A 12,277-nucleotide genomic window follows, 5' to 3' on the forward strand; every position below is an offset into this window, starting at 1 on the left:
AACCGCATGGCTCAGCGCTTTCCCTAAGACCATCAAAACCCAATGAGTCGTGTACTGTGGAATCCGCTTCAGCGCGAGTTCCTGCTCCGGTCTGTCGAGCGGTGCGTAACGCCCACCTTCGTGTCGTCAAGCCTCAATGCTGTCGGTCCATGCTCAGGCGGTAGACCTGAACGTCGGTCACCTCCAGTACGAGCGTTGCCGGGGTCGAACTGTCGTAGGCCGTGTGCCAGCCAGACGCGCTGCTGTTGGCGATACTCAGACTAATGAGCAGGGTCATGGCACCGGCCGGCACGTTCTTAGTGACGGTTCGCTTGAGCACACCATCGAAATAGAACTTGATTGACACGCCCGGTATGTACTCCATGCCCCAGACGTGATAGCCGGCCGACAGGTCCACACCAGCATCGAAGAACCGCTGCTCGTTGGTGGCAGCCAACAAAGCGTTTGCCAGCACTGCGTTGGCCGACACGGAGCTGCTGAGGAACCCGCCCTCCTGCGTGTCGATCTCGGCCCCGCCCTCGAGATGCCAGAAGCCTGGCCATCCGCCAGTGCTGACGTCCGGTTGCTTCATGCGTATCTGGGCGTAGCCACCGGCAAACGTGAACTTGCCGTGCGTGCAGATAGCGCCCGACTTCCACGTGTACCCCGCGAACCGGTTGCTTCTCGTCGCAACGATCTTCAAGCCTGATGGACCAGTGCTGATCTGAGCCGGGTCGAAGTACTCGGCGTCGAACCCGCCAGCGTTCATCGCGGAGTACGGCGACGGCACGCTCTGCTGCCAGATACCGTTCTGGTCCGCGATCGCAGGTATCCACTTCGTGGAATCGAGCGAGTGCCCGGTGAAGGTATCCTCGAATATCAGCTGACTGGTAGTGTACCCAGCTGGCGGGGGCAGCGACGACCCACCGCCTCCACCACTCGTGTCGCACGAGACGATCATGAGCGTTATCAATGAAATGTACTTCGAGATACTTTTCATATGCCCCCCTCGTAACGAGGGCTTGACCAGGATGCGATTGCAATGGTCACCGCCGCTCACCAATCCTAAAGCGAAATGACGAGGACCGGATAGTCGACCGTGACCAAAAGAGGATACCTCGACTATATTGCGGCGCGGCAGATGGGCCTCGATGCGACCATGGGGCCACGCCAGCCGGTGATGCGAGGAAGTGCTCCTGATGTTCGTAGTTGGGAAACCTCCGGCTTGTGGCGGTGGCGGCATTATCCAGCCAAGTGGTCTTGGGGCGGCGTGTCGATGCTGATCTTCGGGGTGGTACCTCTTTAATTCCGCGATCAGACCTTGATCGAGTGATAAGGTCTGCAAAACTGAACGAAGATCGTTGTGATGCCGCCGTCCGAGTCGCCCCCTCCGAGCGGGCCCCTCGACAAGCCACTGGCAATAAATCCTGCACCGGTGTCATTGGATGGTTCCTGAATGCTCATAGTTTTGCTGAGAGATTCGGGCTATCAAGCTGTATGTGCTGACCGCCAAGCTCGGCCTGCAGCGTCTTCCGATTTTCCACCGCGCCTATCTTGCGCTTTATCCCCTCTACAAAAGGTATTTTGAAGCAGGCCCGATCGATCAGCTCAGGGAATTCGTGCCAGGCGGATCGCTGGTCATCGACGTCGGCGCCAATGTCGGCTTCTTCACGCTCCGCTTTGCCGAATGGGTCGGCGACAGCGGAAAGGTGATCGCCATCGAGCCGGAGGATCAGAATTACAGCGGCCTGATTTCCGCGATCGAGCACGCAGGGTTCCTTGGCCGCGTTGAGGCGCTGAGGGCGGTCGCCGCCGCCGAGCCCGGCACGACCTTTCTCGAAATCAACCCGCTTTACCCGGCCGACCACAAGCTTTCCCGGAACGGCACCGGCGTGCCGGTCACCGCCGTGACGCTCGACGGGCTGCTTGCGGACAAGGGACCCCGGCGCTCGGCGCTCGTAAAAATCGATGTGCAGGGTGCCGAACTGCTGACGCTTCAGGGCATGATCGAGATCCTGAGGTTCGCCCGGCCGGCCCTGTTCGTCGAACTTTCCGACCAGGGATTGAACAAGTTCGGGGCGGTTTTGGTAGTCCTGCGCCTCTTGTCGGATAACGGATACGAGGGATACTTGCTGACCCGGACCGGGCGCCGAAAGGCAAGCCAATCCGAGATCGAGGCCAGAACAACCGGAACCAAATCTGCCGATGTGCTGTTTCTTCCTGACAGGCCGGCGATCAGCGCTTCGCACAGCGCCTTGAACTGAACGCCGTTCGTTAGCCTCTTTCGGAAACCGGCTTCCCCGCTGCGAAGCTTCGTCGTACTTCTGAGTGACGGAGGAATCGTCCGAGAATTTCATCGCGACTTCCATGGCGGCCTTGGCAGCGCCTTGGTAAGGTAGCGCTGGATGTTGGTTTCCCGGTCGCGCTTGCTCGCTCACACTTGCTGGCTCAGGGATCCTTGCTGGCTCAGGGATCGCCTCGAATTGCGCCCTCTGCTGGTCATTCAGCGTGGCATAGAATCCTCAAGCGCGGCGCGCACCGATTTGACGCCATTCAGCATCACATCAAACCGCTTGCGGACCCCAGCCCTTCGCGCCGGCGACGTCATCACATCACTTTCGGCAATTGAAGCTTCGACCGCGTCGCTCAGGCTTGCGCGTTCGAGCATCTCAAGTGCGTCCGCACAACGCGATCCGTCTTTCAAGTCTGGAGCGGCGACGGGGGCGATTCTTCGTGCACGAGGCCGGCGGCAGAACCAGATTTTATGGCGAAGGCCAAAGTCAAGGCCGCGCACACGCCCTCGATGCTGGTGGCGAGCGTCCAGCCCAGAACCAGGCCTTCAAGTCCACCGAGCCTCGCTCCAGCTATCACCAAGCCCAGCTCCAGCAATCCGCCAAGCGCGAACCAGGGAGATGCCTTGCGCATCCTGTCGCCCAACCGCGCCAGCGTACAGGCATGAAATTTAAGCGCTGTTCCCAGCAGGCTGAAGCCAAGGAAGCGCAGGCTCGAACCGGCGATTTCAGCATAGGCCGGATTGAAGACCGCAAGGATCCTCTGCGAATAGGTGAAGATGAAAACGGCGCAGACCAGCGAAAAAAGCAATGACGCCATAACCGATACAAGGATGTCGTGTCTGGATTGTTTCGGGCTCGCTCTCACCACGGGGAACAGGACTGTAGCCATGGCCGCGGGAATCAACGAGGCGATGGTGACCAGCATCCATAGGGATACGAAAGCGGCATTGATGGCCGGAGACAGGAGAACGAGCACAACGTAGGGCATGATGATGCCGGGAGCCTGCAAGGCCACGTCGAGCACGTAGTGGTCGAAGACCTTGCCCCGCAGCGTACGGAGCAGTTGGAAATCGGGAGACCCAACGAGGCGACGCGCACCGCCCCGGGTCAACAGGTCCACGCCGATGATGGACGCCAGAAGACCGGCCACCCAGCTCAGAAGAAGCGCGGTATGGGAGGTGTAGCCGCCAACCGCGGCGGTGGCGATCAGCATCAGCTTCAACGTGCAGAACAGCACTTGCCGGATCATCCTGCTGGTGGCGCGCAGGGTGCCCAGGAACGCCTGGTCGACCAAGATGGCGAGAACGGTCAGACCGCAGCCGAGGACGAACACAACACCCACGAACCAGCCGCCGATCAGCTCGGTAGAGCTGCTGAAACACGCATGCCCGAAGACGAACAACAGGGCCAGCCCGACCCCCAGTGTCACCCCGACGCACGCTGCCGCGGCCACCAGGCCGCGTTCCTTGCCGGGATTCCGGACGATCTCGCCCACCAGCATGGTCCCGATTCCTGCCTCGCCGAGCGTGCCGATAAGCCCCATCACGGACAGGAGGGCAGATGTGTAGCCGATCACCTCCGGCGGGAACAGCCGCGCTGCAAGCCACCAATAGACAAACCCGAGACCGGCCGCTGCAACCGTTCCGGTTGCCATGGCGCCGGAATTCATCACGAACGCGGCGCTCTTTCGAAGCTCTCGGCGCACGCGAGCAACGGCCGTCCAGGAGTGGTCTACCGACGTCATTGCTATCCCGAACCTTGCTGTGCCGGCACCGCGGATCTTCCGGGGGCTGGGCGCAGGACGTCCCGGTACACCTGCTCGATCCGGTTCACGACCACTCCGGCCTTGAGGCGCTCGATCCGGGCGAGGCCTGTCGCCTCCAGGCGGGCGAGCAAGGCGCGGTCCTCGATAAGTGTCTGCATTGCGCTGGCGAGGGCGCGCGCGTCACCGCTCGGCACGAGAAGGCCTGTTTCGCCATGATCGACGATATCCGGCATGCCGCCGATGTCGGTTGCAACAACTGCCTTTCCGGACGCCATCGCTTCCATGATCACTGTCGCGCAGGCTTCTGGCCCCACCGACGGCAGCACGCCGAACAGTGAGCGCCGCCACGCATGCATGACGGCGGAATGCGGCCACATGCTGAAGACTCGAACGTTCGGCGGAAATTTGGTTGGCGTATCGGCGACCTGGCGCCCGATCAGGACAAGTTGTGGCGCCCGCTCCAGACTGGCATAGGCCTGCAGGAGAACGTCAATGCCCTTGAGGCGCGTCAAGTCACCGACGAACAGGATGAATCCATCCCCGGGAAGCTCCCGCAGGCAGGCATCTTCTGGGCCAAGCACCCCGACATCGTCGGGCACGAAGTTGGGGATAACGTCGTAAGGGGCGTGGCCTTGGGTGAGTCCGTTGTGACGGGCCACCGCGTGGCTCACCGCGATAAAGCGGTCCACCACGCGCCGAGCGGCGAAGCTCGACGCCCAATTACCCAAGGTGGTCACAGCTGCCTTCACCGCTCCGTAATGCCCAGTGGCACAAGGCAGGCACTTGGCCGCCGCGGGGCCACTGCAGAGCTGGGCGCCCAAGTGCATGAAGTTCTTCTTCGCGCAGACAAGGCCGTAATCATGGAACGTAACCACGAGGCGTGCCCCACTCAGACCTTTGAGCGGCAGGAAGGACGCGTAAATCCAGTTGTGGGCGTGAACGATGTCCGGCTCCTCCTGGGCTACCAGCCGCTTCAGGGCAAGCACCAGTTCGGGATCCGGGAAGGGCGGCGCATGGCGGCGCTCGGGATCGGCGTGAAGGCCCGACAGACGCTGGAGCGTGCCGCGCAGGCGATGCACGCGGACCGCGCCGTCAAGCTCAGTTTCGGGCGATCCGGGATGCATCGAGGTCCCGACGCTGACATGATGGCCCCGCCGCGCCAGCGCCGCGCCCAGATTGCGGACGTGCCGCTCCTCTCCCCCGATTACCGGAGGATAGAATTGCGATAGCAGCAGGATGCGCATGATCGAGCCTTCATTTCAGAAGCGCGGCACTAGCGTCGAAACGCTGCGATACAGCCGGTTGTCTTGCGGTCGATAGAGCCGGGCTTCGGCCCTCTGGCGGATTGCTGCGGCGGGCACTGGGATTTCTCGCGCCCAAGTATCGCCCGGCGCGACGGCGACCGATCGGAAAACGGCGAACGGTTGCCCATCAAGGGTGATTTCCACGTCGAACCGCTGAGTTTGGGTCTCGGCGCTCCTGATGCCAACCGTGATCCGGTCGCGCTCGCCACTGGCTGATGGCAACAACCAGAACTCGGTGTATTTGAATTCCCGGTGGGCCGCTTCGTCTCTGACGGCAAACGCATAGGCCCCGGTCGCCACAAGCACCGCCAGCATGAGCACGGCCCCCTGCCAAACCCGGACCCTCGCCAAAGCCGGCCAAGCTGGCAGATCGGGAGTGTCGCGGCGGACGGCGGCCACCAGTGCAGCGGCGGCCGTCACGATCCAAAACCACAGCGCCCAGCCGAGCGGCGTCAGGAAGCCTGCGGCGTTCAGTGCAAAGCCTCCAACGATGCCGACGGCGAGGCTTGCTCCGACCGCGTAGACGATGTGTTGCAACGCGGAGGTCGTACTGACGCCGATGGCCCGCAACACCGTGTGGCCCGGGACGAGGAACACCACGGGTGCGCCCAGGGCAACTCGGAGGAGCGCGCTGTCGCTGAAAGCAACGGCCGCCACCGCGGCCCCCGCCCAAAGGTATGCGGCCAGAAGGTCCCGCTTGCTAATGGTTCTCATGCAATTCCCTCACGTCGTAGATGACGATCCACCCATTGTCGTAGATGCGGGTGACGCCCTTGACGTCATTGAACTTAAGGAGCGCTGCACCCGAGAGCGGCGTTCCCTGCCGCCGTTGCCACGGCTGAAAGTAAAAGCCGAGCACTGGCGGAGCCGTGCTCAGGCGCCGGTCAACCAGCAGGAAATCGATGTTGCTTTCCGCCAAAGCCCAAAACTCCCCTGGCCCCAATGTCTCGCCTTCGAATATGCTCGCGGAATCGATGCCTTCTCTGATCTTGACCCTGACGTCCTGCCGGCCGTAGCTCGCAAGCAGAATGCTATTGATGCGGTCGGAGATGAAGCGGTTGCCGGCACCGAGCCATTCCTTGGCCCAGCGTGCCGTTTCGATCCCCATGGGCTCGATTGATTCCTGATCGGCCGCCACTCTATAGCGCCCATCGATCGGATTGATCGTGGAGCTCGCGACGCCGCCCAGGACGATGACCGCCAGAGCACCGGCGGGCGCGATGCGGCGCCACCCGCGCGGCGCGCGGCCCTGCCAGAAGTGGACGATGCTCACCGCGACGACCAGCCCAACGCCGATGAACACGAACGTTCCCATGCGGTTGCCGATTTCCCATCCGGTGGCGGTCAGTCGGAAGGCCACAGAGATCGGGAGCCCGAAGGCCAGCAAGGTGAGGAGCAGGAGGCGGCTGTCACGCCAGCGGCATTTGAGAATGTCCCGGATCGGAAGCCAACCCGGCCGCGCACCACCGAGCGCTGCGATGGCGAGTGACCGAAAGAATCCCGTTGACAGTCCGAGTGCCAGCAGCAGGAGCGCCAGCAAGGTGGTCAGTTGCAGGTAGAAGGCCTTGGCCGGCGCTTGAAGATGTTCCGACGCCGGGGTGGCGGTGCCAAGGATCATGCCAAGCAATGACTGGAAGCCGGCCCCGATCACCGGACCGAGATAGCCTGCGAGAGGGATGCCACGGAACTGCATCCACAGGAGCGGCAGGGCTATGGCCAGGATCGCCGTGAGACCCACGCCGATCCTGGCCTCAATCCGCATGGGATCGTGACGGCGCAAAGCTTCGAGACCCGCCAGCGCTCCGAAATAGATGGCGGCGAAGGCGGCCGAGACGTGATGTGTGACCGCGAGGCTTGCCAGCAGCAAGGCTATCAGCCCCAGCGACTTGAGCCTCAGTCTCCCGACGAGATCCTTGGACGCCGCTTCGACCGCGAAAGCCAGCACACACAGCACGATGCCGAGGCTCTGGTAGGAGAAACTTGAGTCGAACAGGAAGAAGGTTGAGCAGCCCATGTAGGCCAGACAGGCGATAGCCGCGATACGCGGCGATCCGACGATGCTTTCGAGGAACAGAAACAGGGCACCGATGAACGTGCCCTTGAGGATGGCCAATAGGAGCATTCCCGCCACTAACAAGGGCAGTCCCGTCAGATCGACGATCGCCGTCGTCACGATTTCCAGGGCGGGATACGTTGGCCCGATCGGGAAAAGCGGGTTGGGCAGAAACAGCCGGCGAGCAGTGATGAGATCTTCGGCTGCGATCCAATGCAAGAACTCGTCGTAACCGCTGAAGCTCGTCGGGGAATAGACCTTCTTGCAATAGAACAGAGCTTCGACAAGCAGGAACAGGAGGAACAGGCGCTCACCTCGGGCTGTCGTCGGCCAAGCGATGCGGAGGCTGGTCGGAACGACCAGGAGGACCATACCGGACCAAAAGAGCGCGGGCGCCACGTCATAGCCCCGGCGCCCGGCTGCGTGCCCGGCCACGACCAGGAGCAGAGCCGTAGCGACGGTCAGGCACAGTATCGCGATCCAACCGTATTTGGCCCGTTGCGGCGGGGCATCGGCGCTGCCGCCGTGAAGATCGGGACCGATAACGGCCGATAAGAGCCGTATCCCGGCCTGGAGTGGTTTGATCCTGGTTCTCGCGGTGAAATGAGCCTGCGTCATCAGCATCATACCCTCGTCGCGGGAGGCCAGGATGTCACGCCACCGGGGGCCGAGCGAACCGTGGATCGGCTGCTCAGGACATCACAATAAACGTCGCTCAGTGCTTGCGCGCAGGCATCCCAGTCGGGCAGCGCCAAATCCGGGATCTCCCGATGGGCTTCCAGTTCCTCGGCCATGGCGGCGGCCAGCTCTCGCGGATCGGCGTTGCGCGGAATCGCCCGGCACAGGCCATTGGCGGCCAGCTCCCGCAGACCGGACGTGTCGCTGACGAGGACCGGACGGCGCAGCGACAGCGCTTCCATCACGGCCACCGGATGGGCTTCGTATTCGCTGAACAGCACGAACAGCGCGGCGCTCGCCAGTAGATCTGCCATTTCCTGCCGCTCTGAGGCGCGGATACCGGCAATTGTGACCCGCCTCTCGAGGCCGAGCGTCGCGACGAGGCGCCGCAATTCTCCCTCGTATGGGCCAGTACCGACGATGTGCAGTCGCACGTCCGGTACCCGGCGGATCAGTTCGGGCAAGGCTGCGATCGCCCGGTGATGGCCCTTATAGCGCTCCAGCCTGCCGCCCGAGACGATCAGGTGCGGATCGACCTTGACGCCGGGGCTCGGAGCCGGCATCGCGGCGCCGTTCGGGATGACGGCAAACCGCTCCCGCGGCACGCCCATCCTCCGGCTGAAGAAGTCGGCTTCGAATTCGGAGACGCCGATCAGCCGCGCGGCCCGGGCTACCAGCGGCCGGAGCAGCATATGCTGGGTGCTGCGTATGGCGTTGCGCAGCCGGGAGGAATGCCCGCCGCTGTGGAAGGTCAGGACGAACGGCAGCTGCCCGCGGACGGCCGCGAGCAGTCCGATCGGCACCACGAAAGTGCTATAACCCTGGAAGTGGATCAGATCCCAAGCCCCGCGCCGGATCGCGGTATAAATGCCGGGTGCCACATAGAGGTCTAGTTCCCTTGGCCAGGCCGGCACGCGCCGCACACGCATGCCGCGCACCTCCTCCTCAACCGGCAGTTCCCCCGAGGGATCGGTAGTGAGCACGTCGACCGCGTGGCCACGCGCTGCCAAGCGGGGACCGACTTCCTGGATGTGAGTTTCAGTGCCGCCCATGAAGGGGTAGCAGCGAGCGGCAACCATCAGGATTCGCATCAGGCTTACCCGCCATCATCACAGGCTGTCGCGCCCCGCCCGTGTTGTTGGTACACCCACTCACGCAAGATGGTCTTGAGGACGCGCCAGCCGTCTGGGATGGCGCGCAGATGGCTCACACCGCTGATGCGCGGAGCCTCGAAACTCGCCACCTCGACTATATTGAGGTGGTTCTTCAAGGCCCGCACGTTGATGAGGGTCTCGATCTCGAACCCATCGCAGTCGCAATTGAGCGTGCTGACGTGCTTGGTCCAGAAGGCGATGTATCCGTAGCATAGATCGGAGAACCAACCGCCATAGAGGAGCCGCACGAACAGGGTCAGCCCCCTGTTGCCGAACATCCGGAACAGCGACATGTCGTCGGTGCCGGCGCCCTGGATAAAGCGTGAACCCTTGACGAGATCCGCGCCGGCCATCAGCGCACTGACAAAGACGATCGCCTCCTCCGGGACCATGGAGCCGTCAGCGTCCAGCATGACGATGATGTCGCCTGTGGCGGCCCGGAATCCCGCTTGCAGTGCGGCGCCCTTGCCCCGCCGAGGCTCCATGACAACCTTCACGTCCTCGCGTAGGCGGCGCGCGACCGCGACGGTGTCGTCGGTCGAACGGCCATCCACGATGATGATCTCGTGCGCCCAGGTGGGGATGCGCGGCAGAAGCCAAGGGAGATTCTCGGCCTCGTTGAGCGTCGGCACGATGAAGCTTACTCGGGGTAGAGCCAGCGATTGCCGCAGCCCGAACTTAATTGGGTCAGGCGGCGATACGGCACTGACGGGGGTGAGTACACTGGAGAGACCGGCATTCATGGCAGCGCTGCACGGTCGAGCGATGGGCCGCAGGGGGCGGGTTGGAAACGCGCCAAGACTGCCGACAGGCGCCCGGCGCGATGATGGGCCGAACGATAGGTTCCGGAAAGGAACCGACACAGAATTGCAGCCACGCCCCCGGGTGCAACTGTTCTAATCATACGCAGACTCCCAGACATGCTGAAAAGATCAGATGAAACAAGAACGTGAGTTAAGTGAGCATTGCTGATGGGACCCCGCAATGGAAGCTCCAATAGATGGTTAGAAAGCACCATAGGTGATTAGCTCTTTGTGGTTATCCCTTCAGGTTAGCTCGGGGCCAAGCAACCAAGGCAGATGGCACGGTGGCGGCACGATCACCTTCACCAGTTGCGTCGGCAGCGCTGCCAGACCTGAGGCGCCGACAGCAGCGCGATGCCTTCACGCCAGCGAGGACAATCATCGACCTGCGGCCGGGATCCCGGGCGACAGGCTCTCCGAGCAAGCAGTGTAGAATGCGGCGAACATCGCCGGCGCGATGAACCTCGCGCGCAACGCCGACATTGCCATTGGCCAGAAGCTGCGAGGCTCCGCATGTGGGCTCGCTTCTTCATTCGGCCGTGATTTCCGGGGCTACCCCTTAATCTTACGCGCGAGAAGGGTCGAGGCCGCCCGGCCCTTCGCGGGCGGCGTCGTGGGCCCGATCAACTGGCCACGCCAACTGTCCCGGACGAGAGACGGGCCACCCATGCGACGTTGAGGCCGGCACCTCGGGTGCAAGCGGCCGATACGAGGTCGTGACCTGGCGCAAACCACGGACATGACCGAACAGGTCGATCACCTCCAGGCCAGACCGGCGGTTGTAGGTGTGACACCCGAACGCTTCGGACCAAATGCCACCGACCGGGGTCTGGGCAAACGCCGACGCGCCGAGCGCATCGATCCGGCAGAACGTCACCGCGCCGCCATAGCTGCGAGCGCAGTCCTGGACCGGGCGTAGCAGGCGTCCGCCGTGTCGGATGACAGCGCCTGCGGGACGGCTGAGCGCAGCATCGAGCAGGACGGGGTTTGCGGCATGGGGCGTCCAAGGCCCCGTCAGGCTCTCGCCATGGTAGAGGCTGAGGACATCCCAGGACGTGGACCTCCACAGCCTTGGGCTGACGAAAAACCAAAAGCCGCCCTCATGGCGCAGCGGCGTGGTGTCGTAGCCCTCAATGCCTTCCAGGAGGCAGGCCTCCCGCTTCCACCGGTACGGGAATTCGACTGCCCTGTAGAGACTGACATTCCTTGCCGCCCCCGATTCGGGGATCATCCAGACCTGCCCGTCCTGCTCGAACACGAACGGGTACGAGAGGTGGTGCGGCTCCTCCAAGACGATCTGAGGTGCGCCGGCGGTCCCGCTCCGGTCAGCTGTCACGACCGCAATGCACCCCCGGTTCTTTGAATAGAGGTACTGTTCGACGAAGATGAAATCCTGCCCCAGATACCGGAACGGGAACGGGTCGGCAAGGAAGCTGCCGGTGTCTCCGGTGAGCACGTTGAAAGCTGCTTCGCCTTTGTCGAGCAGACTCGCCGCCTGGTCGAAGCGCCAGCCGATCCCCCACGATCTGCCGCCTCTCGCCAATCTGTCCAAGAACGCGATTGCCTTCGATGCCGCCGTGCCAGTCTCCCATGCAATGGCCGAAAGCGCGCCGAGCGAAGGCGCGGCCGTCGGCGGACCGGGGACACCGGACGGAGCTGAACTGGTTTCCTCGCGCAAGGCTTTTAGAATCAGCGCCACAGCGCAGGAGAGGACGCTGTCGAGACCGGCTGCGAACACTTTACGGTCCACACTGGCCGGACGCGCCATCCACGGCTGCGACGGGCGCGCCGTATCGTAGAGGTCAACGACAAGGTCCTGATCATTCGCCAAGGCCGTCATGACTCCAATCTCGCTCGGTAGCCCGTTGAAGAGTGGAGTGAGCACGCGCCGTCCCGACGGGAGCGGCTCTTCGCCGCTCAAATTGATCACTACATCCACTTGGTCGGCCGGCGGCGGCGGCAGGGATCGCAGCTCCGCCTCGACGGAGCCGGTGACACCGTTGACACGGTAACCATAGAGTAGTCGTTCGAGTTCGATCAACAGGCGGAAGATCAACGGCAGCGGGCGGCAGCCAGCCGCGAAAGCGCAGGAGACATCGTTGCCGGGCACTTCAGCAAGCGCCTCAGCCAGCCACAGATGCCAGCGCAGCAGCCGCGACGGATCGAGACTCAAGCAAATGCGCATTGTTGTTCTCACGGCGAATTTCAAGCAGACGACAGCTTTGACGAGCACCCGCAGCCAGGCAC

General features: G+C 63.0%; 10 protein-coding genes. All 10 read right to left on the reverse strand.

Features of this window, described 5'->3' with window-relative positions; translation table 11 throughout:
- Nucleotides 1-133: 133 nt before the first annotated feature.
- The gene (locus FJ424_RS30270) at nt 134-979 is read right to left on the reverse strand and encodes a glycoside hydrolase family 16 protein (protein WP_181167090.1); all 846 of its coding nucleotides are present in this window, start codon (nt 977-979) and stop codon (nt 134-136) included.
- A 460-nt stretch (nt 980-1,439) separates the two neighbouring features.
- The gene (locus FJ424_RS34190) at nt 1,440-2,336 is read right to left on the reverse strand and encodes a hypothetical protein (RefSeq protein ID WP_246677393.1); all 897 of its coding nucleotides are present in this window, start codon (nt 2,334-2,336) and stop codon (nt 1,440-1,442) included.
- A gap of 146 nt (nt 2,337-2,482) precedes the next feature.
- On the reverse strand, nt 2,483-2,647 hold the full coding sequence (locus FJ424_RS33750; RefSeq protein WP_181175553.1) for a hypothetical protein: 165 nt from the start codon (nt 2,645-2,647) through the stop codon (nt 2,483-2,485).
- Between the two features lie 32 nt (nt 2,648-2,679).
- Complete coding sequence (locus FJ424_RS30280) at nt 2,680-4,017, reverse strand: hypothetical protein (RefSeq protein WP_140659332.1); 1,338 nt, start codon at nt 4,015-4,017, stop codon at nt 2,680-2,682.
- A 2-nt stretch (nt 4,018-4,019) separates the two neighbouring features.
- Nucleotides 4,020-5,282: a glycosyltransferase family 4 protein gene (locus FJ424_RS30285; RefSeq protein WP_140659331.1), complete on the reverse strand. Its 1,263-nt coding sequence runs from the start codon at nt 5,280-5,282 to the stop codon at nt 4,020-4,022.
- 15 nt (nt 5,283-5,297) lie between these two features.
- Complete coding sequence (locus FJ424_RS30290; protein WP_140659330.1) at nt 5,298-6,056, reverse strand: DUF1616 domain-containing protein; 759 nt, start codon at nt 6,054-6,056, stop codon at nt 5,298-5,300.
- Nucleotides 6,043-8,019 carry a hypothetical protein gene (locus tag FJ424_RS30295; protein ID WP_140786392.1) on the reverse strand — a complete coding sequence of 659 codons (1,977 nt, stop codon included), beginning with the start codon at nt 8,017-8,019 and terminating at the stop codon, nt 6,043-6,045. Before FJ424_RS30295 ends, FJ424_RS30290 begins: the two co-directional genes overlap by 14 nt.
- Nucleotides 8,019-9,164: a glycosyltransferase family 4 protein gene (locus FJ424_RS30300; RefSeq protein ID WP_140659328.1), complete on the reverse strand. Its 1,146-nt coding sequence runs from the start codon at nt 9,162-9,164 to the stop codon at nt 8,019-8,021. Before FJ424_RS30300 ends, FJ424_RS30295 begins: the two co-directional genes overlap by 1 nt.
- Before the next feature lie 5 nt (nt 9,165-9,169).
- Complete coding sequence (locus FJ424_RS30305) at nt 9,170-9,970, reverse strand: glycosyltransferase family 2 protein (protein ID WP_140659327.1); 801 nt, start codon at nt 9,968-9,970, stop codon at nt 9,170-9,172.
- 625 nt (nt 9,971-10,595) lie between these two features.
- Nucleotides 10,596-12,215: a hypothetical protein gene (locus FJ424_RS30310; protein ID WP_140659326.1), complete on the reverse strand. Its 1,620-nt coding sequence runs from the start codon at nt 12,213-12,215 to the stop codon at nt 10,596-10,598.
- Between the last annotated feature and the right edge of the window lie 62 nt (nt 12,216-12,277).

This window comes from Mesorhizobium sp. B3-1-8 (assembly GCF_006439495.1).
GTDB lineage: Bacteria > Pseudomonadota > Alphaproteobacteria > Rhizobiales > Rhizobiaceae > Mesorhizobium.

Bases quoted from the DNA above. Each gene is read 5' to 3' on its own strand.
- FJ424_RS30270 (WP_181167090.1), bottom strand. From the start codon at position 979: ATGAAAAGTATCTCGAAGTACATTTCATTGATAACGCTCATGATCGTC.
- FJ424_RS34190 (WP_246677393.1), bottom strand. From the start codon at position 2,336: ATGAAATTCTCGGACGATTCCTCCGTCACTCAGAAGTACGACGAAGCT.
- FJ424_RS33750 (WP_181175553.1), bottom strand. From the start codon at position 2,647: ATGCTCGAACGCGCAAGCCTGAGCGACGCGGTCGAAGCTTCAATTGCC.
- FJ424_RS30280 (WP_140659332.1), bottom strand. From the start codon at position 4,017: ATGACGTCGGTAGACCACTCCTGGACGGCCGTTGCTCGCGTGCGCCGA.
- FJ424_RS30285 (WP_140659331.1), bottom strand. From the start codon at position 5,282: ATGCGCATCCTGCTGCTATCGCAATTCTATCCTCCGGTAATCGGGGGA.
- FJ424_RS30290 (WP_140659330.1), bottom strand. From the start codon at position 6,056: ATGAGAACCATTAGCAAGCGGGACCTTCTGGCCGCATACCTTTGGGCG.
- FJ424_RS30295 (WP_140786392.1), bottom strand. From the start codon at position 8,019: ATGCTGATGACGCAGGCTCATTTCACCGCGAGAACCAGGATCAAACCA.
- FJ424_RS30300 (WP_140659328.1), bottom strand. From the start codon at position 9,164: ATGCGAATCCTGATGGTTGCCGCTCGCTGCTACCCCTTCATGGGCGGC.
- FJ424_RS30305 (WP_140659327.1), bottom strand. From the start codon at position 9,970: ATGAATGCCGGTCTCTCCAGTGTACTCACCCCCGTCAGTGCCGTATCG.
- FJ424_RS30310 (WP_140659326.1), bottom strand. From the start codon at position 12,215: ATGCGCATTTGCTTGAGTCTCGATCCGTCGCGGCTGCTGCGCTGGCAT.